The sequence below is a fragment of the Cryobacterium sp. PAMC25264 genome (assembly GCF_019443325.1).
GTDB lineage: Bacteria > Actinomycetota > Actinomycetes > Actinomycetales > Microbacteriaceae > Cryobacterium.
In genome coordinates, this window is record NZ_CP080383.1 from 1,141,461 (window position 1) to 1,167,283 (window position 25,823).

At 69.0% G+C, this 25,823-nt stretch carries 20 protein-coding genes; 12 read left to right on the forward strand and 8 right to left on the reverse strand.

The features are described 5' to 3' along the window. The first annotated feature begins 96 nt into the window (after positions 1–96). Positions 97–501, forward strand: a complete 405-nt coding sequence (locus KY500_RS05215; RefSeq protein WP_219902626.1) for a phage holin family protein — start codon at positions 97–99, stop codon at positions 499–501. Between the two features lie 53 nt (positions 502–554). Here KY500_RS05215 and KY500_RS05220 read toward each other — a convergent pair whose 3' ends face one another. Together KY500_RS05220 and KY500_RS05225 are read right to left on the reverse strand one after the other, a co-directional pair. Beyond that, a complete protein-coding gene (locus KY500_RS05220) occupies positions 555–1,754 on the reverse strand; it encodes an MFS transporter (RefSeq protein WP_219902627.1) in 1,200 nt (399 codons plus the stop codon). 104 nt (positions 1,755–1,858) lie between these two features. Continuing rightward, a complete protein-coding gene (locus KY500_RS05225) occupies positions 1,859–2,530 on the reverse strand; it encodes a GntR family transcriptional regulator (RefSeq protein ID WP_219902628.1) in 672 nt (223 codons plus the stop codon). Positions 2,531–2,708: 178 nt separating this feature from the next. Here KY500_RS05225 and KY500_RS05230 point away from each other — a divergent pair, with 178 nt between their 5' ends. Then, positions 2,709–3,554, forward strand: coding sequence for an SDR family NAD(P)-dependent oxidoreductase (locus tag KY500_RS05230; protein ID WP_219902629.1), 846 nt, complete (start codon positions 2,709–2,711; stop codon positions 3,552–3,554). Between the two features lie 96 nt (positions 3,555–3,650). On the opposite strand, the gene KY500_RS05235 is transcribed toward KY500_RS05230, so the two are convergent. Continuing rightward, complete coding sequence (locus KY500_RS05235) at positions 3,651–4,610, reverse strand: hypothetical protein (RefSeq protein ID WP_219902630.1); 960 nt, start codon at positions 4,608–4,610, stop codon at positions 3,651–3,653. A 280-nt stretch (positions 4,611–4,890) separates the two neighbouring features. Between KY500_RS05235 and KY500_RS05240 the strand changes: the two genes are divergently transcribed. Together KY500_RS05240 and KY500_RS05245 are read left to right on the forward strand one after the other, a co-directional pair. Further along, the gene (locus KY500_RS05240; RefSeq protein WP_219902631.1) at positions 4,891–6,279 is read left to right on the forward strand and encodes an FAD-binding oxidoreductase; all 1,389 of its coding nucleotides are present in this window, start codon (positions 4,891–4,893) and stop codon (positions 6,277–6,279) included. A 73-nt stretch (positions 6,280–6,352) separates the two neighbouring features. Continuing rightward, positions 6,353–7,909, forward strand: a complete 1,557-nt coding sequence (locus tag KY500_RS05245) for an IS1182 family transposase (protein WP_219900421.1) — start codon at positions 6,353–6,355, stop codon at positions 7,907–7,909. A 184-nt stretch (positions 7,910–8,093) separates the two neighbouring features. Here the strand turns inward: KY500_RS05245 and KY500_RS05250 are convergent, their stop codons facing one another. From KY500_RS05250 to KY500_RS05260, 3 genes are read right to left on the reverse strand one after another with little or no spacing between them, the layout of a single operon-like run. Beyond that, on the reverse strand, positions 8,094–8,873 hold the full coding sequence (locus KY500_RS05250; RefSeq protein WP_255579811.1) for an FAD:protein FMN transferase: 780 nt from the start codon (positions 8,871–8,873) through the stop codon (positions 8,094–8,096). An 11-nt stretch (positions 8,874–8,884) separates the two neighbouring features. Next, the gene (locus KY500_RS05255) at positions 8,885–9,430 is read right to left on the reverse strand and encodes an FMN-binding protein (protein ID WP_255579812.1); all 546 of its coding nucleotides are present in this window, start codon (positions 9,428–9,430) and stop codon (positions 8,885–8,887) included. Next, positions 9,427–10,794 carry a ferric reductase-like transmembrane domain-containing protein gene (locus tag KY500_RS05260; protein ID WP_255579813.1) on the reverse strand — a complete coding sequence of 456 codons (1,368 nt, stop codon included), beginning with the start codon at positions 10,792–10,794 and terminating at the stop codon, positions 9,427–9,429. Before KY500_RS05260 ends, KY500_RS05255 begins: the two co-directional genes overlap by 4 nt. Before the next feature lie 265 nt (positions 10,795–11,059). On the opposite strand from KY500_RS05260, the gene KY500_RS05265 reads away from it, so the two are divergent. The 7 genes from KY500_RS05265 to KY500_RS05295 all read left to right on the forward strand — a co-directional run bounded on the left by KY500_RS05265 (position 11,060) and on the right by KY500_RS05295 (position 19,682). Then, positions 11,060–11,314: a BatC protein gene (locus tag KY500_RS05265; protein ID WP_255579814.1), complete on the forward strand. Its 255-nt coding sequence runs from the start codon at positions 11,060–11,062 to the stop codon at positions 11,312–11,314. A gap of 208 nt (positions 11,315–11,522) precedes the next feature. Beyond that, entirely contained in the window at positions 11,523–12,560 is a 1,038-nt protein-coding gene (locus KY500_RS05270; RefSeq protein ID WP_219902632.1) for a cupin domain-containing protein, read from the forward strand. After that, positions 12,557–13,582, forward strand: a complete 1,026-nt coding sequence (locus KY500_RS05275) for a sucrase ferredoxin (RefSeq protein ID WP_219902633.1) — start codon at positions 12,557–12,559, stop codon at positions 13,580–13,582. Before KY500_RS05270 ends, KY500_RS05275 begins: the two co-directional genes overlap by 4 nt. Before the next feature lie 262 nt (positions 13,583–13,844). Beyond that, a complete protein-coding gene (pflB, locus tag KY500_RS05280) occupies positions 13,845–16,112 on the forward strand; it encodes a formate C-acetyltransferase (RefSeq protein WP_219902634.1) in 2,268 nt (755 codons plus the stop codon). A gap of 46 nt (positions 16,113–16,158) precedes the next feature. Next, positions 16,159–17,052 (forward strand): pyruvate formate-lyase-activating protein, encoded by an 894-nt coding sequence (gene pflA / locus KY500_RS05285; protein ID WP_219902635.1) that lies wholly within the window; start codon positions 16,159–16,161, stop codon positions 17,050–17,052. 218 nt (positions 17,053–17,270) lie between these two features. Beyond that, positions 17,271–17,756: an aromatic ring-opening dioxygenase LigA gene (locus tag KY500_RS05290; RefSeq protein WP_219902636.1), complete on the forward strand. Its 486-nt coding sequence runs from the start codon at positions 17,271–17,273 to the stop codon at positions 17,754–17,756. 171 nt (positions 17,757–17,927) lie between these two features. Next, complete coding sequence (locus KY500_RS05295) at positions 17,928–19,682, forward strand: glycoside hydrolase family 5 protein (protein ID WP_219902637.1); 1,755 nt, start codon at positions 17,928–17,930, stop codon at positions 19,680–19,682. 57 nt (positions 19,683–19,739) lie between these two features. Here the strand turns inward: KY500_RS05295 and KY500_RS05300 are convergent, their stop codons facing one another. Next, positions 19,740–19,994, reverse strand: a complete 255-nt coding sequence (locus KY500_RS05300; protein WP_219902638.1) for a hypothetical protein — start codon at positions 19,992–19,994, stop codon at positions 19,740–19,742. A gap of 588 nt (positions 19,995–20,582) precedes the next feature. Here KY500_RS05300 and KY500_RS05305 point away from each other — a divergent pair. Beyond that, positions 20,583–22,952, forward strand: a complete 2,370-nt coding sequence (locus tag KY500_RS05305; RefSeq protein ID WP_219902639.1) for a transglycosylase domain-containing protein — start codon at positions 20,583–20,585, stop codon at positions 22,950–22,952. Positions 22,953–22,979: 27 nt separating this feature from the next. Here the strand turns inward: KY500_RS05305 and KY500_RS05310 are convergent, their stop codons facing one another. Continuing rightward, positions 22,980–25,508 (reverse strand): DNA polymerase III subunit alpha, encoded by a 2,529-nt coding sequence (locus tag KY500_RS05310; RefSeq protein WP_255579815.1) that lies wholly within the window; start codon positions 25,506–25,508, stop codon positions 22,980–22,982. Between the last annotated feature and the right edge of the window lie 315 nt (positions 25,509–25,823).

Genomic DNA, 25,823 nt, shown 5'->3' on the forward strand with positions numbered 1-25,823 from the left:
TTTTCGCCCGCTGTCACGCTTTTCACCCGCTGCGAGCGAACGGGAAGCCCGCGGCGGGGGGATGACGCGGCACCGGCCCGGCGCTACCATCGCGGCATGATTCGCATCCTGCTGCGCGCGCTGATCTTCCTGCTGTCGGCGGCACTGGGGCTCTGGGTGGCCTCGCTGCTGCTGCCCGACCTGACGGTCACGCCGAGCGGCTTCATCACGGCCGTCGTGGTCTTCGCCGTGACGCAGAGCGTGCTCTCGCCGTTCCTGGCCAAGGTCATCGCCCGGGGCGCGCCCGCCTTCCTGGGCGGGATCGGGCTGGTGTCGACCTTCGTGGCGCTGTGGATCGCGTCGCTGTTTCCCGGCGGACTCACCATTGTGGGCTGGCAGACCTGGATCCTCGCCGTCCTCGTGGTGTGGCTGGTCACGGCCCTGTCGACCCTGCTGCTGCCGCTGGTGCTCCTGCGCGAGGTGAAGAACAAGCGCACCGGCGCGGCCGGCCGCACGCCGTAGCGGGGCGACCGGGGTGAGGTGCAGCAGGCCGCGGGGTTCCCGTTCCGGCTCGGTCAGGCGCGGCGCAACCCCACGGCCGTCAGGGCCAGGCAGCCGGCGCAGGCGACAGCGAGCAGCGAGAGCATCAGCGGGTACCCGACGAAGCCGCTCAGGCTCGCGAAGGCGACGGGCAGCAGGAAGCCCACGTAGGTGAGGCTGTAGTAGACACCCGTGATGCCGGCGAGGTCGGTCGGCGTGGAGATGCGTTGGATCTCGACCAACCCGGCGACCACCGTGATGCCGTAGGCGGCGCCGAGCAGGATCCCGGTTCCCAGAGCCAGCGCGGGGGAGAGCGTGAGTGACGTGGCCACGGCGCTGAGTACGCCCACCACCATGAGTCCCATCCCCACCAGGAGCGCCCGGCCGTGGGTGATCGAGTTCAGGCGCGACACCTGCGGTTGCACGAGGGCGCCGGTCCCCAGGGTCACCACGGTCAGGAGGGTGGCGAAGGCGAGGTTCAGCTCGCCGAGTTGCGCCTCAACGAGCTTGGGCATCATGGCGTACGCGATGCCGGCGGCGCCGAACACCCAGGGCGCCGTGGGTAGCACCACGCGGAGGAAGCGGCGATGTCCGGCGAGGGGCACCTGCAGGTCGAGCCAGAGCGAGCCGTGCACCCGGCTGCGGGGCACGGACTCCGGGGCGCGAAAAAGCGCGGGCAGGATCGCCAGGCTGAGCAGGATGTGCACGGCGTAGGGCAGCAGCGTCGGCAGCGGCCCCCACTGAGCGAGGACCCCGGACACCCCTGCGCCCAGTCCGAAACCGATCGTCAGGGTGAGCGCCGGCCGCCGTGCGCCGGCCGTGGGGCGGGCGACCAGGTCGAACGGGGCGCTGGAGAGTTCCTTGAGCCAGGCCGTTCCCACCGACATGGCCACGCCCACACTCAGACCGACGAGGAATCGGCCGAGGCAGATGATCAGCTCGCTGGAAAAGCCCAGGCCCAACAGGATGCTCGCCGTGATACCCGCGACGACGCCCGCGATCACGAGGGGCTTGCGTCCGTACCGGTCGGAGAGCGCACCTGCGAGCAGGAGGCCGGGGACCAGGCCGACCACGTAGAGCCCGAGGAAGAGATCCGCCGTGACGGTGGAGTAGTGGCCGAGGGTCTCGTACATGTGCAGCAGAGGGGTGAAGTGGTTGCCGCCCCAGGCCATGACGAAGAGTGCGGGGGCGGCGAGCTGCCACGGGGGAATGACGCGGGGAGTGCGGGCAGACATGGGTCTTTTCGGGTCGGGACGGCGGGCGGGTGATGACAGGTGGGTAGAGGGAGCCGGTGAGTGGGGTGAACAGGTGAGGTGAGCGGTCTCGAGAGGCGGCCGGGCTAGAGCGGCCGGTGCACGCGATGCCCGGTCTCCAGGTGCAAGCGCAACGCCGCGTCGTAGGCGAGGGTGTCGCCGGCGCGCAGGTGGTCGGCCAGCACGGTGTGCTCGTCGATGAGCACGGTGATGCTGTCGGGGTCGCGGGCGGCCACCCGGTGCACGAGGCGTTCCAGCCGGGGCCCCAGGCGGGCGTAGATGTCGTCGATGATCCGGTTTCCGGTCTCGTCGACGATGCGGGAGTGGAACCTGTGGTCTGCACGGGCGTAGGCCAGGAGGTCGCCCGCCACTGCGGCATCCGTCTGAGCCTGGATGAGGGCACGCAGCTCGGCGTCGACGGCATCGATCTGGTGGGGACGCTCACCGATCAGCTGCACGGCCTTGGTCTCCAGGAGCATGCGCACCTGGAGCAGGTCTGCGGTCTCCGCGTCGTCGACGGCCGTGACCACTGCGCCCTTCTTGGGGAACAAGCGCAACAGGCCGGCGGACTCGAGCATGAGGAAGGCCTCGCGCACGGGGGTGCGGCTGAGCCCGAGAGTGTGGGCCACGTCGCCCTCAGTGATGAGGGCGCTCGCCGCGAGCGTGCCCGAGATGATGGCGTCGGCCACGTGGGAGTACGCGCGATCGACCGCGGAGGGCCCGTTGGAGCGGGGGCGAGTGGAACTCGAAGACTGCATGCTCCCATCGTAGCGCTGATAAATGCATCAATAACCTCAACAGACGCGACGGTGTGATCAACGCGAGGGCACGGCGACGCGGCAGTAGAGTGCAGTCACCGTGAGCCGACGATGCCTCGCCCCGGGAATCCGCCGGAGACGGCCCGTGCCGGATCCGGCCTGAGTGGAAGAGCGACTGATGAGCGAACGAACGATTGTGATCACCGGGGCCAGCGACGGAATCGGCGCAGCGGCGGCTCGAGCGCTCAGCAGGGCGGGTGACCGGGTGGTCATCGTGGGGCGCTCGCCGGAGAAGACCGAGGCCATCGCCGCCGAGCTGGGAGTCGACCACTTCATCGCCGACTTCAGCAGGCTCGACGAGGTGCGTACCCTGGCCGCCGAACTGCTCAAGCGGTACCCGCGCATCGACGTCCTGGCCAACAACGCCGGCGGCATCATGGGGGACCGGGAGCTCACGGTCGACGGTCACGAAAAGACCATGCAGGTCAATCACCTGGCGCCGTTCCTGCTTACCACGTTGCTCATGGACCGCCTCCTCGCGAGCCGGGCCGCGGTGATCAACACCTCGAGCACGGCCAATCGGTTCGGCCGCATCAACCTCGACGACCTCGACAACGAACGCAAGTACTCGCCGAACAAGGCGTACGGCGATGCCAAGCTCGCCAACATCCTCTTCACCCGTGAGCTACACCGCCGCTATCACGCGCGCGGCCTGGTCACGGCGGCCTTCCACCCCGGCGTGGTCGCCACGAGTTTCTCCACCGACTCGACGAGCCTCATGCGTTTCATCTATCAGACCGCCCTCAAACGCATGCTGATCACGCCGGAGAAGGGCGCCGACACCCTGATCTGGCTGGCCAGCACCGCGGCCGGGGTCGATTGGCAGTCCGGTGAGTACTACGAGAAGCGCCGGGTGCACTCCACCAACAGCCAGGCCACGGATGCTGGTCTCGCGACGGCCCTCTGGGAACGCAGCGCCGACATGGTCGCCACCGACCTGCTGCCGCAGGACCACGCCTCGTAGCCGCAACTGTTCCCCGTCCGGACAAGTGCACCCGGCGCACCGGGTGCACTTGTCCGCTTCGGGACCTGTTGTGGCCGCGGGGGCACTCGGGCCGGGTCAGGAGATGCGCGTGAGGGCCGTGAACGACATGGTCCCCGAGTAGCCGTTCTGGCAGGTCTGGTAGAGCAGGTCGTAGCCGCGCGGGATGTCCGCGGTGCTGTCCCGGTCGGCGTTGAGCATGGCCACGATCCCGTCGACCCGGTAGGTGCCGGCGTGCACGCCGGCGAGCGTGATCACTGTGCCCGCGTCGTCGGGGAAATCCTTGCCGCCGCACGACCAGTGCTCGGCGATGGTGGGCACGTTCTGGTAGTGCGCGGTCACATCCACCGACCCGATGCACTCGTCGAGTTCCGGCGTCCACCCGGTGGCGTGCACGGTGTTGGTGTACCGCTCGCGCAGGATCCGGTCCTGTTCGGCCTGCCAGTCGGCCATGGCTTGCACAACGGCGGCCACCGGAGCGGCCAGGTCGTCGGCCACGCCCTGCACGCCCGATGCTGCCCTGAAGTCGAATGCCGACAGAACCTTCGCGTCGTCACGGATGCCCGGACCCAGCTCGAACATGGCGCTCCGGGTCGTCGAGGCATCCGCGGCGACCTCAGCGGCCGTGAGCTCCTGAGCGGCGGCGCTCAGGCGCAGGGTCACGGTGTCGATGGCGGCGGCGAGGTCCACGCGGGGTTGCTCGTCCAGCACCTTGCCCGCGCTCTCGTCGAGCAGGGCGATCGCGTCGTCGAGGGCGCTCTCCCCGGTACTCACCGTGCGCACGGCCGTGGACTGCTCGGCACGGAAGGCCAGGGCCGCGGCGTCGTAGGCGTTCTGTGCCTCGGATACCGAGACGGTGCGAACGACGAATCCGGCGACAAGCACCAGCACGAGGGTGCCGGCGGCCACCAGCATCCCGGTGCGGATGCCGGTGCGGCGGCTGCTGCGCATCCGGAGGCCGCTGACACGACTGCCGTTCTGCTGGGCGCGCGCCGACCCGGCTGGTTCGTGCCGCTCGTCCCCTGGAATTCGCCCCACCCGCTTCGCCTGGCCGGCCGGTCGCCGGTATCCGGTGGCCAGTTTATCTGACGCGGCGCACGTCATGCCAAGAGGCGAGAAACCCCGCACAATGCCCCTAGCGCGCGGCCGGAAGGTGGGATATGCAAACCGGCAGACCAACCGATATTCGGCACGGTGAGCAAGCCAAACCGCCGGTCACGCCCCATCCGCCTGCATAGAATTGTGGCCCCGGACGCGGTCTGACGAGTCACCGCGTCGATGAGGCACCCGATCGGGTGCATGTCCAGCAGAGGTGTCCATGACCATGACCGACGTCGCGTCTCCCGTTCTCGACGAACTCGCAGCGGTGCTCAGCACCGCCCAGATCGTCACCGGAGCGCGCACCGAGAGCAACCGTCGCGACCAGTCCGAGGGCACGCTCAGCGGCGAGCCGCTCGCGGTGGTCTTCCCGGCCAGCACCGAGGAGGTCGCGGCCGTCGTCACCATCGCCGCCGCGCACCGCATCCCGATCGTGCCGCAGGGAGCCCGAACCGGCCTCGCCGGCGGGGCCAACGCCATCGCCGGCGCCATCGTGCTCAGCACCACCCGGCTCAAGAAGATCCTCGCGGTCGACGCCGCCAACCAGACCGCCACCGTGCAGGCCGGCGTGCGCACCATCGCCCTCGCCCGCGCCGCCGAGGCCGTCAACCTGTTCTACCCGCCCGACCCCGGCTCCTGGCGGGCCTCCACCATCGGCGGCAACGTGGCCACCAACGCCGGCGGCATGCTCTGCGTGAAATACGGCGTCACGGGCAACTTCGTGCGGCAGCTCACGGTGGTGCTCGCCGACGGGTCGATCGTGAAGACCGGACATCGCACCATCAAGGGCGTGGCCGGCTACAACCTCACCGCGCTGCTGGTGGGGTCAGAGGGCACCCTGGGCATCATCACCGAGATCACCGTGGGCCTGCTGCCCGCCCCGGCCAGCCCCTCCGGCGTGTCAGCGACATTCTCCACCGTGACGGATGCGTTGGCCGCGGCCAACACCATCGTCGCCGGCAGCCGCCGGCCGAGCGTGCTCGAGTTCCTCGACGGCGCCTGCATCGAAGCGATCAACGCGTTCGATCCAGCTTCCGTTCTGCCCCGGGACGCCGGCGCCCTGCTGCTCGTGCAGTCCGACCAGATCGGCCAGGCGCACGACGATGTCGAAGCCTACGCCGACGTGCTGCGAGCCGCGGGAGCCGATGACGTCGTGATCGCCCACGACGCCGAATCCCTCGACCGGCTGATGAGTGCCAGGCGCCTGTTGCACCCGGCCGTGCAGGCCGTCCGCGGGGGATGTCTGAACGAGGACATCACGGTGCCGCGTTCCCAGCTGCCGGCGCTGCTGGCAGGCCTGGCCGAGATCTCCCGGGAGCTCGACGTGCCGATCAGCACAGGCGGCCACATCGGGGACGGCAACCTGCATCCCGTCATCGGCTACGACCCCGCCGCTCCCGCCGAGATCGAGGCGGCCCACGTCGCGTTCGCCCGGGTGATCGGCCTGGCGATCTCGTTGGACGGCTCGGCCTCCGGGGAGCACGGCATCGGCGTGCTCAAGCGTGCGCACCTCGACGACGAGCTCGGCCCGGTGCTGCGCGATCTGCAGCTGCGGGTCAAGGCGGCCTTCGACCCCCTGGGGATCCTCAATCCCGGCAAGAAGCTCTAGGAGACTGCTGATTTATCGGGGCGTTTAAGGCGCGCCTTTGTTGGTTTCGGCGGAGGTGTTTAAGACTTGATTCATGCAGGGTCGTGATGATGGTCAGCGTCAGTTGTTGGATGTCGGTGTGTTCGCTGGGCACATGTTGCCGGCGGGGTCGGTGTTCGCTTTTCTCGCTGAGCACCGGCACGAGTTGTTCCCGGATGACGCGTTCGCGGACCTGTTTCCGTCGGGTCGTGGCCGGCCCTCGACGCCCGCGGACGTGATCGCATCGGTGATGGTGCTGCAGACCCTGCACTCGTTATCGGACCGGGAAACCGCGGAAGCCGTCACGTTTGATCTGCGGTGGAAAGCGGCCTGCGGGTTCGGGTTGACGGAAACATCGTTCCACCCGACGGTGTTGACGTATTGGCGACGCCGCCTCGCGGCAAGCACCCGCCCGCACCGAATTTTCGACGCCGTCGCCGAGGTTATTGCCGGTTCTGGGGCGTTGTCGGGTCGGAAGCGGCGGGCGTTGGACTCCACGATTTTGGATGACGCGGTCGCCCGCCAGGACACGGTGACGCAGTTGGTCGCGCAGATCCGCCGGGTCGGTCGGGAGATCCCCGGCGCCGACATGATCGTGGCCGGCCTGCCCGGCCATGACTACGAGAAGCCCGGCAAGCCCGACATCGCCTGGGACGACAAGGCGGCCAGGGACGAACTCGTTTCCCGCCTCGTGACCGACGCCCTGGCGTTGCTTGCGGCAATCGACACGACGTCATTGACCGACTCGCAGCAGGAGACGGTCGCGTTGCTCGCCCTCGTCGCGGGCCAGGACGTCGAGCCGGCTGAGGGGTCCGATGGCTCGGATGGGCGGTGGCGGATCGCGCGGAAGGTCGCGCCGGACCGGGTGATCTCGACCGTTGACCCGGACGCCCGCCACGCGCACAAGAGCCGGGAGAAGAAGCAAGACGGTTTCAAAGCCCACATCGCGATCGAGCCCGATACGGGTCTGGTGACCGCGGCCGTGTTGACGAAAGCGTCCGGGCCCAAGAACAGTGACGCGGCCCGCGGCGCGGCCCTGGTGGCCGCTGACACGAGCATCGGCTCGGACACGGTCGAGGTCCTCGGTGATTCTGCCTACGGCAGCGGGGACCTCCTCGCCGAGGTCACCGCGGCCGGGCATGTTCCGATCATCAAACCGATGCCGTTGAGTCGGGCGGTTCCGGGCGGATTCACAATCGATGACTTCAGCATCGACGAAGCTAAGCGCACGGTGACGTGTCCTGCGGGGAACACCCGACCGATCACCGTGAAACGTAATGTCACATTTGGCGCCGTTTGCGCGAGCTGCCCGCTCCGAGCCCAGTGCACGAGCGCCGTCGACGGTCGCAAAATGGTTTTGCATCCGCAGCAGCAGATCCAACGCGAGCACCGCGCACGCGCGCTGGACCCTGACTTTCAAGCCGTCTACCGGCAGCACCGGCCGATGGTTGAACGCTCGATCGCATGGATGACTCGCGGCGCGAGACGAGTCCCTTACCGCGGCGTCGTGAAGAACCACGCCTGGTGGAACAACCGCGCCGCCGCGATCAACCTGAAACGACTCCTGAGCCTTGGCCTCACCAGCCAGAACGGGGTTTGGGCACTTGGCTGAAGACCCCAGGCAGGGCAGACACCCCAGCCCTCACACCGACCCCGACGACCACCTTCTACTGGCCAGACTCGCGACACCGAATCGATCCCGCAAGCAGCCCAAACACGACCACACCCGACTCAAAAAACGGGCCCCCGACTCGCCGGGCCCACCGCAGCCATCTAAATCAGCAGTCTCCTAGGCGTCAGCGGGCGGCGGCGAGGTAGCGTTCCCGCAGCCGGGGAGTCATCGCGAGGCCCCCAGAGGCGTCGACCGTCAGCACGTCGATGTCCCAGCGCTCGGTGACCAGGTTGAGCGTCTCCGCTCCGCCGGCCAGGATCGCCGTCGCCAGGACGTCGGCCGTGACGATGTCCGCAGCCAGGACGCTGACCTGCACGAGGTCGCCGGACTCCGGTCGGCGCCAGATGTGCTCGCCGCGCTCCGAGGTGCCCGAGGTGGCTATGGCCCGCCAGTCGCCGGTGAAGGGCACGACGCAGAGCAGGGCGCTGCGGTCGAGCGGGTCGACGATCCCTGCCGTCCACACCCCCGGTGTCCCGTCGGGCAGGTTGGCCTCGCCTTCCTGCCCGTCCGAGAGCGTGTCGCCGCCCACGGTGACCAGCCAGTCCCGTACGCCGGCCTCGCGCAGCAGTCGACCGGCGTCTTCGATGGCCAGGGCCTTGACCACCCCGGAGAGGTCCAGGAGACCGTCAGGGCGGTGCGGGGTGAAGACGCCAGCGGTGTCGTCTCGCCAACGCAGGGCGAGCTCGTAGGCGGCGAGCATCGGGGCGCTGGCGCGGGTCAGGCGCTGGGTCCCGTCGTTAATCCGGCTGATCTCCGAATCGGCCCGGTACAGGCTGAAACGCTGTTCCAGCTGCTCGAAATCGTCGCGGATGGCCTGCAACACGTCGACGCCGGATCGGTCCGGTCCGGGGGGCGCAGCACGGAAGCGCAGGCTCGCCATGGTCCCCATGGTGGAAAAGACCACGGTGGACACGGTCAGAGTCCGGCCTGGTCGAGGGCCGACTGCAACGAGGTGAGGTAGGCCTCGCTCGTGTAGGTGGCGCCGGAGACCGTGGAGACCTGGGCGGACTGGGCCGCGAGCACCTCCTGGCGAAGCACCGGTGCGGCCCGGTTGCTGATCTGCACGGACCTGCCGTCGGCATCCGTGAGCTTGAGGGGGGTGACGTCGGTGATGGCGCCCCCGGCCACGGTGATCTGCACCTGCACCGACCCGAACCTTGTGGAGGTGCTGCTGCCCGTGAACGTGCCCGAAGGCGCGGCGGGCGCGGAGGTTGCCGCCGGCGCCGAACCGGTGCCGGCTGACGACGAGCCGTTCGACGTGCCGCCAGCGGACGTCGTGCCGCCGGACGACGGAGTGGTCGCCGTCGATGAGCCGGCGGTGGAGGGTCCGGCGCTGGTGCCACCGCCGGAGGAGGCGGACGGAACCGACGTCATCAGGGCGCTGGGGGCGCCGAGCTGCCAGCCCACAACGAGCACGGCAGCCGACGACAGGATGCTTGCGGCAATGGCGCGTTTTCTCACCAGTCGAACCTTTCCACGTGGATCTGACGATCGGTCAGCCCGGCCGCCCTGGCGTCCCGCACCACCAGATCGGTCCAGGCCTGCGGGCCGCAGACATAGAGGTCGGAGTCGGTCAGCCGCGGGAACACGCTGGAGAGGGTGACCCCGGCACTGATCGCCTCGGCGCTCATCCAGGTGTCCACGCCGCGCGGCCGGGGTCCGATCATCGAGTAGATGGCCGAGCCCGCCGTGCGGGACAGCGCGCCGACCTCGTTCCACAGGTAGCTCTGCGACTCGTCAGTTCCGCGCAGCAACACCGTCGCCTCGCCCCGGCTGAGCGGGGAGTGCTCGAGCAGCGAACGGATGGGCGTGATGCCGATGCCGGCGGCCACGACCGCGAGGTGCGGGGAGGTACGGGCGGCATCCGTGAACAGGCCGTACGGTCCCTCGATCGACACCCGCGTGCCCACCGGCACCCGTCCGAGTTCCCGGCTGCCACGGCCCAGGTCCCGTACGGTGATGCGGGCGCTGGTGCGCGTGGGCACCGCGGAGAACGAGATCGGGTGCGCGTGCCACCAGGTGCCGGCCGTCCAGAACCGCCAGATGGCATACTGGCCGCCCGCCGTCTGCAGCCGGTCGAGGTCGCGGCCGGTCAGGTGGATCGACACCACACCGGGAGCGATGGTTTCGATGCCGGAGACCGTGATCCCGTGCCGGTGCGACCGGATGACCGGCAGCACGAAGCGGTACCAGCCGATCGCCCCGAAGGCGAGAACGTAGAGCGCCAGCCAGTAGACCCGCTGCACGGTGCCGTCGGCCAGGACCCCGCCGGCACTGAGCTGGTGGGGGAGCGCCACCAACACAGCGGCGTAGCTGACCAGGTGGATGGCGTGCCAGACCTCATACGGGAAGCGCCGGCGCACCGCGACGAGGGACGAGACCACCACGGCCACGAGCAGACCCACGCCCAGGTAGGCGAAGGCCAGGTCGGGGGTGTTGAAGAGGGTAAGAGTCTCGGCGACCACGTCGACACCGCTGCTGAGCGCATAACCCAGCGTGAGCAGCGCACCGTGCGCGAGGATCAGGTACAGCGCCGGCTTGCCCAGCCGCCGGTGCAGCGCCATCGCCACGTCCTGACCGACCGTGCGGTCGATCAGCGGGATGCGTGCGGCCAGCACCAGCATGACCAGAATGAGGTCGGTGCCGACGAGCCCGGTCACGATGCCCAGTGCGGTCACAGCGGATGCCACATCCGTCACGTCGTTCAAACCGCCGTACGCCAGGTACAGCGCCACGGCAAGCGCGACCGAGGTGACCAGGACCGTGACCAGGACGTCGGCGGCGCGAAGCCGGCGCCGGGTGCGGATCCGGCGCGCCCGTGCCACCGGCGCCGGAGCGCCCGGCCGGCCCCGCGGGCGGATCCCCTGGCTCCGTCCGGCACGCGGGTCGTCGGTGCGTCGGTGTCGGCACTGGACTGATGAACGGTCATGGCTCTTCTCGTTTCGGTGGGCAACAGGCTCGTGGCGATCTCGGGCACACCACAACACTCCCGCGGGATTCTTCGAAGTTTCTTAGCCGTGGGCCCGGTCGGCGACGTACTATCGCGAGTGGGCGTCAGCCGGCGCCCTGCACTGGCTATGGAGGTTTGCAGTGGGCATCAACGACGACGACATCACGACATCTGGCCTGGACCCGAACGAGGGCACCGCCGACGGCGGGGCCAACCCTGAGGGCCACGACGGCGGCGCCGACGGTTCGGCGGACGCCGGCGAAGGCACCGCAGACGGGGGAGCAAACCCCTCCGGTCACGACGGCGGCGCCGACGGCTCCGCATCGGGAGAGGGCACTGCCGACGGCGGGGCCAATCCGGAAGGGCACGACGGCGGCGCCGACGGATCCGTCTGATGAGCGCCGGGCAGCGCGGGCCGAGTGATCGGCCCGCGCTTGCGCGGTTGCTGCCCGTCTCGCCGGAGGCGTTCGCCGCCGCATACTGGGACCAGACGGCGCTGTTCACCCGCGCCGCCGAACTGGGCGACGGGCTTGGCGACCTGTTCAGCGCCGACGCCGTCGACGACCTCGTCGCCGGAAGGGGCCTTCGCACCCGTTCGCCCGGATGGCCAGGGCCGGTGTGCTGCTTGACCCCGCGCGCTACACGGCGCCAGGGGGGCTGGGCGCCGAGATCGCCGACCAGGTGAGCGCCGACAAGGTGCTCGACGAACTCAGCGGCGGCGCCACCCTGGTCTTGCAGGGGCTGCATCGCACGTGGCCGCCGCTGGCCGAATTCGCCCGCGCCCTCGCAGCCGATCTGGGCCATCCGGTGCAGGTGAACGCTTACATCACCCCGGCCGCCGAGCGGGGATTCGATCCCCACTACGACGTGCACGACGTCTTCGTGATCCAGGTGCAGGGGGAGAAGCGCTGGCGCATCCACCCGCCCGTTCATGCCCGGCCGCTGCGCGACCAGCCGTGGACCGGGCATCGCGCAGCGGTCGAGGGTGCGGCAGAGAAGGTGCCGGCCATCGACGAGGTCTTCCGGCCCGGTGACGTGCTCTACCTCCCTCGCGGCTGGATCCACTCCGCGACGGCTCTGGGTGGCACTTCCATCCACCTGACCATCGGGGTTGCCGCCCTCACCCGGCACGACGTGCTGCGCGAGGCCCTGGCCAGCGCGACCGCCGACGAGACGCTGCGCGCGGCGCTGCCGGTGGGCGTCGACCTCACGGATGCGGCGACGGTCGCCGCGCTGGTGCGCGCCGCCGTCGACGACCTGACCCGCTACGCCCAGGGCGAGCACCACGACCTGGGCGACACCGTCGGGCGGCGCCTGCACACGAGGGTGCGTGACTCGGCCAGGCCCGAACCGATCGCCCCGCTCGCCACGAGCGCTGCGGCGGCCGCGTTGCACGAGGCCACGACGGTGAGCCTGCGCCGCCAGCTCGATGCCAGGCTCGATCACGGGACGGATGCCGGCACCGTGTCGCTCGTGCTGCCGGGCAAACGCGTGACGCTGCCGGCGGAGGCTGCTGACGCCCTCGCCCAGGTGCTCACGGGCCAGACCACGCAGGCCGGCGGCCTGGCCGGGCTGGACTCGGCGTCGTCCCTGGTCGTCGCCCGGCGCCTCGTGCGCGAGGGCGTTCTGGTCGTGCGGTGAGCCAGCAGGCGGGAGGGCCGACCGATCCCGCCGACGCGGCCCGGGCGACCGAACCGGCCCTCGGCTGGCTGCCCTGCAGCGACAGGTCCCTCGAACGCGACGACCCGCTGCCCGGCACCGCCGGCTACGGCGAGCGGTGGTTCCTCGTGGAGATCGACGGGGCGTGGGGCACCCACGCGTTCCTGCAGTCCCCGCTCGAACCGGCGCTCGGTCGGGCATTGGTCACCCGGATCGAGTCCGCCGGTATCCGACCGCTGGCCATCCGCCGCACCGGCCGCACCGCCCACGAGCGGCGGGCCCAGGCCAGTTGGCGGTGGGCAGCGGTGGATGCCCGGCCCGGCCACGAGCAGATCCGCTGGGGCGCGGTGTCCGACCCCGCCGAGCTCCTCACGGTGCCGTTGGACGGGGCCGGCGGCGAGCCGTCGACCGAGCCGCTCATCTGCGTGTGCACGCACGCCCGCCACGACCAGTGCTGCGCGGTCCGCGGGCGCCCGGTGGTCACAGCGCTCGCGCTGGCCCACCCGGACGCCACCTGGGAATGCTCCCATCTGGGCGGCGACAGGTTCGCGGCCACGCTCATCCTCTTCCCGCACGGCCTGTACTACGGCCGGATGAGCGCCCAGGAGGCCCCAGCCCTCATCGACAGGTATCGGGCCGGACTGATCGAACCCGGCCGTTTCCGCGGCCGCAGTTCGCTGCCGAACGTCGTGCAGGCCGCGGCCGCCTTCGCCGCCGGGGAATTCGGGGACGACCGTGTGGACGCCTTCGCCTACCGGTCCTGGACGGAGTCGGTCGGAGTGCACAGTGTCTACTTCGATCACACATCCGCAGGGCCCGCACCCGCGCCGGCCGTCCAGCCGGTCACCGTCCGCGTCGTCGAGACGCTCTCCGAGCCGCTCCTCAGCACCTGCGCCGCGACCACGGCGCGCCCGGTGCGCCAGTTCCGGCTGCACTCCATCGACCGCGGCGGGCCGGCACCCGAGCCGCCCCTGGAGGCGTCGGGGGAGCCACCCGTCGAGTAGCCAGACGGCTGCTCCGACGGCCCCCGATGGTCGCGCGCGCGACCGCGCGCATACCCGCCGGCGGCACCCCCCAAGGGGAGGTGAATACGGGACCAAGGTCCCGGTTCAGCTGCCGAACCGGAGAGTAGTGTTCACAACAGAGGGCGAACCACCGGCACCGTGGCACTAGCTGGTACCTCGTGGTCCTGCTCTCGTGGCCCGACTGGTGGGATAAACACCCAGTCAGCGGGAAAGCCTCGATCCTACAAGGAGAGCAATCCATATGACCGTTACAGATGGCATCAGAAGCGACCAGCGCGGTCTCGCAGAAGCAGGCCCGGCTGAATTCGTCAGCGGCCCGTGGCAGGACTCGATCAACCTGCGCGACTTCATCCAGCGCAACTACACGCCGTACACCGGCGACGCAAGCTTCCTCGAAGGCCCCACCGAGCGCACCACAGGCATTTGGGCCAAGCTGTCCGCGATGTTCCCCGTCGAGCGTGAGAAGGGCGTCTATGACATCGACGCCACGACGCCCTCGTCCATCACCGCGCACAAGCCCGGTTACATCGACAAGGACAACGAGGTCATCGTCGGCCTCCAGACCGACGCGCCGCTCAAGCGCGCGATCATGCCCTTCGGCGGATGGCGCATGGTCGCCACCTCGCTCGAGACCTACGGCTACCCCGTGTCGCCCGAGCTCGAGAAGATCTTCACCGACTACCGCAAGACCCACAACACCGCGGTCTTCGACGTCTACCCTCCCGGTGTGCGTCGTGCGCGCAGCAGCCACCTGATCACGGGTCTTCCGGATGCCTACGGCCGCGGCCGCATCATCGGTGACTACCGTCGCGTGGCCCTGTACGGCATCGACGCCCTGGTCGCCGGCAAGAAGAACGACCGCGCCGAACTGGACATGGAGCCCTCGACCGAGGACATCATCCGTGCCCGCGAGGAGAACTCGGAGCAGATCCGGGCCCTCAAGGAACTCGCCCAGATGGCAGCCAGCTACGGCTCGGACATCACCAAGCCCGCCACCACCGCGAAGGAAGCCGTTCAGTGGCTGTACTTCGCCTACCTCGGTGCGGTCAAGGAGCAGAACGGTGCGGCAATGTCGTTCGGCCGCAACGCGGCCTTCCTCGACGCCTACATCGAGCGCGACCTCGCTGCCGGAACCCTGACCGAGTCCGGTGCCCAGGAACTCATCGACGACCTCGTCATCAAGCTGCGCATCGTGCGGTTCCTCCGCACCCCGGAGTACGACGAGATCTTCGCCGGAGACCCCACCTGGGTTACCGAGTCGCTCGCCGGCATCGGTGAAGACGGCCGCCCGCTCGTGACCAAGACGGCGTTCCGCTTCCTGCAGACCCTCTACAACGTGGGCCCCGCACCCGAGCCGAACCTGACCGTGCTGTGGAGCGACAAGCTGCCCGAGGGCTTCAAGCGCTTCTGCGCCCAGGTCTCGATCGACACGTCGGCCATCCAGTACGAGTCCGACGAACTCATCCGCAACGAGATGGGTGACGACGCTGCGATCGCATGCTGCGTCTCCCCGATGCGCGTCGGCAAGCAGATGCAGTTCTTCGGAGCCCGCGTCAACGCCGTCAAGGCGCTGCTGTACTCGATCAACGGCGGCAAGGACGAGGTGTCCGGCAAGCAGATCGCCCCGGCCACCGCGCCGAACACCGACGAGATCCTCGACTACGACACCGTCTTCCCGGCCTACCTCGAGACCCTCGAGTGGCTCGCCGAGACCTACGTCACCGCGCTGAACTGCATCCACTACATGCACGACAAGTACGCGTACGAACGCCTCGAGATGGCACTGCACGACAAGGAAATCATCCGCACCCTGGCCTGCGGCATCGCCGGCCTGAGCGTGGTCGCCGACTCGCTGTCCGCCATCAAGTACGCCACGGTCCGTCCGGTCCGCGACGAGACCGGCCTGGTTGTCGACTACACCGTCGAGGGCGAATTCCCCACCTTCGGCAACGACGACGACAAGGTCGACGCCATTGCGGTCGACGTCATGGAACGCTTCATGACGATGATCCGCAAGCACCCGACCTACCGCGACGCGATCCACACCCAGTCGATCCTGACGATCACGTCCAACGTGGTCTACGGCAAGGCCACCGGCAACACGCCCGATGGTCGCCGCAAGGGTGAGCCGTTCGCACCGGGTGCCAACCCGATGAACGGCCGCGACACGCACGGTATGCTCGCGTCGGCACTCAGTGTCGCCAAGCTTCCGTACAGTGAAGCCCAGGACGGCATCTCGCTGACCAACACTGTCGTTCCGAGTGGCCTCGGCCACACCAAGGACGAGCAGATCACCAGCCTGGTCGGCCTGCTCGACGCGTTCACGTCGGCCACCGGTTACCACCTGAACGTCAACGTGCTCAACAAAGAGACCCTCGAAGACGCCATGCTGCACCCGGAGAACTACCCGCAGCTGACGATCCGTGTTTCCGGTTACGCCGTGAACTTCGTCCGCCTCACCCGCGAGCAGCAGATGGATGTCATCAGCCGCACGTTCCACTCGCACTAAAAAACACCCTTAACACATGACCGGCAACGCTAGGTAGGACGAGACCATGACCGCGATCAACCTCGGCTTCCCTAGCGTTGCCTGTCCTGTTGTAGAACTTTCCGGAGAGCACGTCGACCTGTCGGCGCCCGTCTCCGACGACGTCAGCGCCCTCAACGACGCCGACCGCAAGGCCGAACTGCATACCCTCGAGATGAAGGCCATCCGGGAAGGCACCGTCGCCAGTGTGCACTCCTGGGAGCTGGTGACCGCCGTCGACGGCCCCGGAACCCGCATGACCCTGTTTCTCTCCGGCTGCCTGCTGCGCTGCCAGTACTGCCACAATCCGGACACCTGGAAGATGCGCGACGGGCTGGTCACGCCCATCGACGAACTCGTCGCCAGGATGACCCGGTACCTCGGCGTTTTCAAGGCCACCAACGGCGGCCTCACCATCTCGGGCGGCGAACCGCTCATGCAGCCCGCCTTCGTGAAGCGGATGTTCAAGGAGGCGCACGCCCTGGGCGTGCACACCACCCTGGACACCTCCGGCTACCTCGGCAAGAGCGCCTCGGACGAACTCCTCGACAACGTCGACCTGGTTCTGCTCGACGTGAAGTCGGGCCTGCCCGACACCTACAAGACCGTCACCGGCCGCGAACTCGCGCCCACCATCGCCTTCGGCGACCGGCTCGCCGAGCGGGGCATCCCGGTCTGGGTGCGCTTCGTCCTGGTGCCCGGACTCACCGACGCCGTCGACAACGTCGAAGCCGTCGTGGACATCGTGAAGTCCTGGCCCAACGTGGAGCGTGTGGAGGTGCTGCCCTTCCACCAGATGGGCGAGGACAAGTGGGACCGACTGAGCATCCCGTACCCCCTGCACGGCGTGCACCCGCCGGAGAACGAGCTGCTGAACCGCGTGCGCGGCCAGTTCGAAGCCCGGGGACTGACCGTCTTCTAGTCGTCCGCTTCTGGGGCCTTCTGCCAGGCGATACGGGCCCGGCGCCCGCGACACACGGGGGATATCGGCTTTACGCATATAAATGCGTGAAGCCGATTTGGCTTTGACCAGCACAAATAGTGTTACGAATTCGAAGCCAGGGACTTTGTACCCTGACTGGGAAAACAGGTTGCTGCCAGACTGTGGATATCTTCAGATTCACAACGAAAGGCAACATCGTGTCAACAGCAACAGTTCCGGCCACGGCCCTGAGCGCCACCAAGACCAAGGTCGTCAAGCTCATTGGTTGGGCCGGAATTCTCGGTGCAATCGTCATGATCGTCGGCGGCGGCGTCGTCTGGGGCGTCGTGAGCTCGCAGCTCGCCGCCGAGAACATCACCGTCTCCGAGGACGCCGAGTTCCTCGCCGGCGCACCCGTGGTCGGCCCGTTCTCCGCTTACGCGCAGGCGACCATCATCAACCACCACGCCCTCAAGATGGCCGACAACAAGACGTACGCCGAGCTCGAGCAGGATGACCCGCTGCGCGCGACGGTCATGAACGCCTCGTTCCTGCGGACCTCGCTGTTCACCTCGGTCGTCTCGTTCGGCGTCTCGGCCTTCGCCATGGGCATGGGCGTCCTGTCCGGCCTCTTCGGCTGGGCCATCCTGACCCTCGCTCCGGCCTGGCCCCAGAAGACCACGGCCACGGGCGTTCGCGCGTAGTCGTCACACCTCGTCAACGACCCGGCAGTCTCGGCTGCCGGTCGTTCGTCGTTTCCGCCCTCGACGACCGGCGCCTGCCGTTGCCGCGGGGCGGTTCGAGCCCCTATCCTGAGCGAGGGGATACCCCCGATCCTTGGCACGGCTATCCTGGGCATCACTTTTGGGGGACCCATGAGCGAGATCCTTCACTCACGCGCGCGAACCGGTCTGGTCGCGCTGGTTCTCGGTGCCGTCCTGCTGACCGGTACGGCGGCCGCATCCGTTTCACCCGCCACGGCTTCTGCAGCAGCAGCCTCACCGGCAGCGGCAGCGGCGCGAGTCACCGATGCGGTCTCCACAGCGGTCACGGCCACGGCGGCGACTCCCACGACGCCCGGTTGGCTGCACACGTCCGGTGGCACCATCCTGACCGCCTCCGGCGCTCCCTACGTGATCAAGGGCGTGTCCTGGTTCGGCATGGAGACGTCGAACTGCGCCCCGCACGGCCTCTGGACCATTTCGCTCGCGTCCGGACTGGCGCAGATCAAAGCGATGGGATTCACGACCCTGCGGCTGCCGTTCTCGAATGAGTGCCTTGCGGCACCCGCCACGAGCTCGATCAACTACGCGGTCAATCCCGACCTGGTGGACACGACGCCGCAGGAGCTGCTCGACATCGTCGTGAGCAAGGCCGCGGCCGCCGGACTCACCGTCATCCTCGACCGGCACCGGCCCGATTCCGGCGCCCAGTCGGAGCTCTGGTACACCGCGCAGTACAGCGAGGCACGCTGGATCGCCGACTGGCAGGCGCTGGCCGCCCGGTACCGGAACGACCCGACCGTGATCGGCGTCGACCTGCACAACGAGCCGCACGGACCTGCCTGCTGGGGCTGCGGCAACCCCGAGACCGACTGGCAGGCCGCGGCGACTCGCGGCGGCAACGCCGTGCTGTCCGTGAACCCCAACCTGCTGATCCTGGTCGAAGGAATCGAGAACCAGGCATCCGGCACCTCCACCTGGTGGGGCGGTGGCCTGAGCGGCGTCGCTGCGAAACCCGTCACCCTCACGGTGCCGAACCGCGTGGTGTACTCGCCCCACGACTACCCAGCATCCGTCTACGCTCAGAAGTGGTTCAGTGCCAGCACCTACCCGGCCAACCTCACCTCGGTCTGGGACGCGAACTGGGGCTACATCAGCAAGAACGGCATCGCTCCCGTGCTCGTGGGGGAGTTCGGCAGCAAGCTGGAGACCACCTCAGACACACAGTGGATGAGCGCGCTCGTGGGCTATCTGGCCGCGAACAAGACGAGTTTCGCCTACTGGTCGTTCAATCCCAACAGCGGCGACACCGGCGGGATCGTCGCCGACGACTGGGTCACCCCGCAGGCCACCAAGCTCGCCGCCCTCGCGCCGCTCGTGACGAGTGGCGCCACCACGCCGATCCCGGCACCGGCGCCCACCCCGACCGCCAGCGCCACGCCCATCCCGACGCCGAAGCCCGCCGTCACACCGAAGCCCACCGTCACGCCGACGGCGACGCCGAAGCCCACCGTCACCCCGAAGCCCACAGCGACGCCGAAGCCCACCGTCACCCCAAAGCCCTCAGCTACCCCGACGGCGACACCCACGACCGCGCCGACCGCCGCTGCCGGAGCCACCGTGGCGTGGCAACTGCAGAATGCCTGGAGCGTCGGCTACGTCACCGAGCTCCTCGTCACCGGCACCACCGGGGTGACGGGCTGGACGGCGACCTGGCCCGACACCAAAGCCACCAGCATCGTCAACGCCTGGGGGATGACCTGCACGCTCACGGCCAAGACCTCGATAACCTGCACCGGCTCCGACTGGGCAGCAGTGGTCCCTGCGGGGCAGACGGCACGCGTCGGGGTGCAAGTGGCCGCCAGCGCCGCTCCGGTCTCACCCGTGCTCACGGTGACGACCCGATAGCGGTGACGACCGGCTAGCCAGGACCGTCCGGGTGGGTGACGAGCGGTGATGTCTGGACTAGTACTCGGTGGCGCCCTCTGAGTCGTCGCCCCAGCTCGCGATCCGCGGCGGAAGCGGATACTCGTGGGTGCCGTTCTCCGCGAGGATCTCGAGATCCACCAGGCGGGGCGCGCTCGTGCCGGCCTGGCTCACAAACCAGCCGCCCACGAGCACCACATCGCTGACCGCGGATGCCACGCCGACGCCGGTGACCGTGAACATCCCGTAGGCCGGGTCCACGAACCGGGCCGAAATGAGGTCGCCGTGCTGCACGGCCGGGCCGGCGCCCGCCTCGGCGGCGTGCGCCTCGGCACCGGTCGCAGCGGGCGCCGGCTCACCGTCCTCCTGTTCGGGGAGGCGGCCTCCGGCGTCGCCGTCAGGGCCTGCAGGGACTTGTGCGGCTTGAGGTTCTGCTCGATGGAGCGACCACCGATGGTGAGGGTCTTGACCGAGGCGGAGATGAAGGCCGTTCCCTCGATCGTGAACGCGCCGTACCGCTTGGTCAGGAACATCGCGCTGACCGAGCTGCCCGACTCCAGGGTTGCGATCGCGTCGGTGAGCAGCTTGACGTTTCGCCTGGTGGGCACATTGGGCATAGCGGGACCGGCCATTTTTCCTCCTGAGAACCTGACACGCCACTCTAACTCGCGGGGCGCATCCCGGTCGTGCCGGTGGGCCTGCCGCACGTCGTCGGCGACCGCTTGTGCGGAGCCATATGGTGCCCCGTTCGGGGGCTTCGGCAAGCCCCTAGCGCCGGGACGACGCTCGGCTTTGAGTGGAGCTACCGGTGCTCGCTGGTTCACCGGCGTGGGCCGTTGCAGGCCTCAGACCTAGCCGGCGGAAGGGCAGGACTCGACGGCTATGGTGTCGAATGGGACGGACGGAACCAACGGAACCGGGGTCACCCCGCCGCGAACGGTCGGGGGAGTGTTCGGCGGAGTCGTGGGGCTCGTCGCAACGAGTGCGATAGCCGGTCTGCTGGTCACGGTGGGCCTGACCCCGGTCGTGGCGTTGACCGGAATGACCGCGACCGACACCATCGGCGTCTTCGAGACCCTGCCCGACTACCTGGACATCGAACCGCTCGCCCAGCGCAGCAACATCTACGCCACCGCCTTCGACGGCAGCCCCGTGCTGCTGGCCACGCTCTACGACCAGAACCGGGTCGAGGTGGGCTGGGACGACATCGGCCAGAACGTCAAGGACGCTGCGGTCGCCGGAGAGGATCCCCGGTTCTACGAACACGGCGGTGTCGACCTGCAGGGCACCGTGCGCGGCGCGGTCACGACGACACTGCACGGCAACGTCCAGGGCGGCTCGTCGATCACGCAGCAGTACGTCAAGAACGTGCTCGTGCAGAAGTGCGAGATGCTGCCCACCGACGACGAGATCCAGAGCTGCTACGACGAGGCCACGGTCACGTCGGTGGCGCGCAAGCTCAAGGAGATGCGGCTGGCCATCGGGGTGGAGAAGAAATACGCGAAGAACGACGTCCTGCGGCAGTATCTGAACATCGCGGGCTTCGGCGGCCGGGTCTACGGCATCGAGGCGGCGGCCGACTACTACTACAGCAGCACGGCGGCCACCCTCACCCTCTCCCAGGCGGCCAGCCTCGTGGCCATCGTGAACAACCCGGACAAGTTCCGCCTGGACAAGCCGGAGAGCGAGACCAACGGGGCCGCCAACGGCTACAGCGACAACCGGCAACGGCGTGACTACATCCTCGGCGCGATGCTCACGTACCAGAAGATCACCCAGGCCGCCTACGACGAGGCCGTCGCGGCGCCCATCGAGCCCACGATCCACGAGCCAAGCACCGGCTGCCAGACCGCACTGGCCAACGCCTACTTCTGCGACTACGTCATCTATGTGCTGGCGAACGACCCCGTCTTCGGTGACGACGCGGATGCCCGCATCACCAACATCCGTCGCGGCGGCTTCGACGTCTACACGACCCTCGACCTCGACCTTCAGAATGCGGCGGTCGCGACCCTGAACGCGAATGTGCCCAAGTCGGTGGCGGGCTGGGACGTGGGCAGCGTCATCTCGAGCGTGCAGGTGGGCACGGGCCGGGTGCTCGCGATGGCGCAGAACAAGGACTACAGCCAGGACCCCGAGGTGCTGGCCACTGGCGACAACTGGACCAGCGTGAACTACAACACCGATTTCAACGCCGGCGGCTCCAGCGGGTTCCAACCCGGATCGACCTACAAGGTCTTCACCCTCGCCGAGTGGCTGAACACGGGCCACTCGCTGAGCGAACGGGTCGACTCCGCGCCCAAGTCGCGCTGGGGCACCTTCACCGACAGTTGCCTGGGCCCGCAGAACTACGACGCGGAGGGCTGGAGCCCCAAGAACGACGCCGACGAGTCCGGTGGTAACTACAGCGCGCTCGAGTCCACCATCGGATCGATCAACACGGGCTTCATCGGCATGGCCAAACGCCTCGACCTGTGCGGCATCCGCAAGATGGCCGAGGCTTTCGGGGTGCACCGCGCCGACGTCGACCCGCTGAGCCAGAGCGCCGCATCGGTGATCGGCACCAACGAGATCGCGCCGCTGACCATGGCCGTGGCTTTCGCGGGCATCGCCAACCAGGGGGTCACCTGCAGCCCGCTCGTGATCGACCGGATGGTCGGCTCTGACGGCGCCGAGGTCCCCATCCCGTCACCGACGTGCACGGCGTCGGTGACCCCGGGCACGGCGACGCAGATGATCTCAGCCCTGAGCCGGGTGATGACCGAGGGAACGGCGGTGCAATCGAACTCGGCCACCTCGCCGCGGGTGCCGATGTTCGGCAAGACGGGAACGACCGACAACGCGAAGAACACCTGGATGAGCGGTGCGAGCAGCAAGGTGGCTACCGTGGTGGGCGTCGTCACCGTGACGGGCGAGGCCAACCAGCGGGCGATCCGGTTCGCCAGCGGGCCCGCCGCCACGGCGCGGCACCGGATGTGGCCGGACGTGATGTCGGTCGCGAACGCGAAGTACGGTGGTGACCCGTTCGCCGGGGTGCCCGTCGAGCCGGAGCCGACGGACACCGAAAACAACGACAGCACCGGTCCCGTGGATCCCGGCCCTGTCACACCCGATCCGCCGGCGCCGCCCGCTCCTCCCGCGCCGCCGGCCCCCGAGCCACCGGCGCCGGAGCCGCCCGCTCCCGAGCCGCCCGCGCCCGAACCCCCGGCACCCGAACCGCCGGCCCCGGACGCCCCGGCCCCATCCGGCTGAGGTGTCCGGTCGAGGCCGGGCTGAGCGCTAGGCGGTCTGCGTCGACCACAGGTCGAACGGTGCGATCCCGGCCGTTCGGGCCGGCCGGGTCCGCTCCGCTCCGGCCGCAGCCGCAGCGTCCCCGCTGGCCGGCGCGGTGTCGGTCTGGCCGTCCAGCAGGGCGCTCGCCCGGGCCGCCTTGGTCGCCTGGGCGCGCTCCCTGGCCTTGTCCCTGGCCACCGTGACCAGATCCCACATGCCCTCGCCGGTCACCGAGACCCCGCGGGCTCCCGACCGACGGGTGCGGCCGCGCACCAGCATCAGCTCGGTCTGGAAGACCCCGGCGCCGATGCGTTCCTGGGCGTCATGGAAGAACACCACGTTGGACACCGGTCCGGTCCCGTCGTCCAGGCTCACGAAGACCACCCGGCGTCCGCCCCGCATGGGCGGGGTGTTGGTGGCCCGGCGCACGCCCGCGAGCAGCACATCGGTTCCTCCGGGCAGCGTCGCCAGCGCCGACGCGGGGGTCACCCCGAGCTCGGCGAACAGGGGGTAGAACTTGCGCATCCGGTGGTCGGCCACGGCCAGCCCGGTGTCGAGCAGTTCGAGGTCGCTCTGGGTGCGTCCGCGCAATTGGAGGGAGGTGACGGCGTCGAACCGCGCGCCCTCATAGTCGAGAACCGGCAGCGGCACCTCGAAGGCGAGCTGGTCGTCGGCTATCGTGATGGCCGTACCCCGCAGCGACTGGATGTGCGCGAGCAGTTCGTGCCGCCGGGTGCGGTCGTGGTCGATGAAGCTGTCGAGCGCGCCGATCCGGGCCAGGGCCTCGAAGGTGCGCCGGCGGGGACGCACCCGGTCGCGGAAGTCCTGCAGAGAGCTGAACGGCTGGTGCCGAACGATGCGGGCGCGTTCGGCTTCGCTCGAACCAGACAGCTCGGGTAGCGGCATCCGGATGCCCTGGCCCGAGCCGACGGATTCCACCCGGTAGTCCAGGGCGCTGCGTTGCACGTCGAGACCGAGCACCGGCACGCCGAGCACCCGGGCCTCCGCCACCAGCAGGTCTTTGGGCCACATGCCTGGATCGTGGGTGAGTAGTCCGGCCAGGAAGGGAGCCGGATGGTGGGTCTTCAACCAGGCCGACTGGTAGGTGGGCAGCGCGAATGCTGCCCCGTGGGCCTTGGCGAAGCCGAAGCTGCCGAAACCGGCCAGTACGGTCCAGACCCGGTCGATCGTCAGGGTGTCGAATCCGCGCGCGAGGGCCCGTTCGCGCACATAGGCCTCGATGACAGGCAACTGGTCGGGCCGGCCGAGATGACGGCGCAGCACATCGGCGTAGCCGAGGCCGCAGTCGGTGAGCTCGTGGAAGAGGCGCATCACCTGCTCGTGGAAGATGACGACGCCCTTGGTCTCCCGGAGAATGGCCTCGAAGCGCGGATGGATGTAGTCGGGGGCGACCTCGCCGTGCCGGGCCTGCAGGTATTTCAGCGGCATGTTGTTCTTCATCGGGCCGGGCCGGAACAGTGAGATCTCGACGGTGAGGTCGTTGAACTCCTCGGGTTGCAGCTTGCCCACCAGCTCCATCTGGCCGGGCGACTCGATCTGGAAGATTCCCAGGGTGCGCGTGGAGCGGATGAGTTCGAAGGTGGCCGGGTCGTCCAGCGGCACCCGGTCGAGGTCGATGTGCTCGCCGGTGAGCCGGTGATGCTCCTCGACCGCGTGCGCCATGGCCGACTGCATGCGCACCCCGAGGATGTCGAGCTTGATCAGGCCCATCGGGTCCATGTCGTGCTTGTCAAACTGCGACATCGGCAGGCCCATGCCCGACGCCTGCACCGGGGTGCGGTCGAGCAGGGAGGCGTCGGAGAGGATGACCCCGCACGGATGCACCGAGATGTGCCTGGGCAGCCGGTCCAGCCGGGCGGTGAGGTCGACGAGCAGGTCGAGCTGGGCCGACTCGCGCACCTCGGCGGCCAGCTCCTCGAGTTCGGGCTTCTCGGCCAGCGCCGCGCGGAAGTCTCGGGCGTTGAAGCGCCACATCTGCTTGGCGATCGTGGCCACCTGGGTGTCGGGCATGCCGAGCGCCAGCCCGGCGTCGCGCACGGCTCCGCGACCGCGGTAGGCGTTGGTCATCGACATGAGCGACACCCGGGCGCCGCCGAAGGTCTGGAAGATCGTGCGGTAGATGTCGTGCCTGCGGGACGATTCCACATCGAGGTCGATGTCGGGCAGGGTCTGGCGTTCGGGGGAGAGGAAGCGTTCCCAGAGCAGGCCGTTGCCGATGGGCTCGACCGAGGAGGTGTGCAGGGCGTAGTTGAGCACCGAGCCCACCCCGGAGCCGCGGGCCTGGATGCGGATGCCCATGCCTCGGACGATGTCGGCCACCTTGGCGACGGTGAGGAAGTAGCTGGCGAAACCGAGACTCTCGACGGTGGCCATCTCGTGGGCGAGCCTGTCGTGGGCGGAGCCGAGGGCCGGTCGGCCCGCATCGGCGTACCGCTGGTCGATGCCGCTCCGGGCGCGCGCCCACAGCTCGGTGAGCGGGTCGCCGGTGATGCCGATGACGCTCGCCTCTGGCATCCGGGGCGGCCGAGGCCGATGTCGGCGACCGGGTCGAGCACGCAGCGCTCGGCCAGGTCGTGGGTGTCCCGCAGCAGCCGGGCCAGCGCACCGTCGCTGTGCTGGCCGGCGTCGACCACCATGCGGGCCACCTGGCGCATGGCTGCGGCGGGTTTGAGCCAGGCCTGCCCGTTCACCTGCAGCTCGGTGTCCTGCGACCCGCCGAGTTGGGCGAGCGGGGTGAGATGCCGGGCGGCGTCGGCGAGGTCGGCCGTGACCGCCTCGTCGGGCGTGCCGTAGCGCACGGCGTTGCTCAGCACCGCGGGCAGCTGGGCG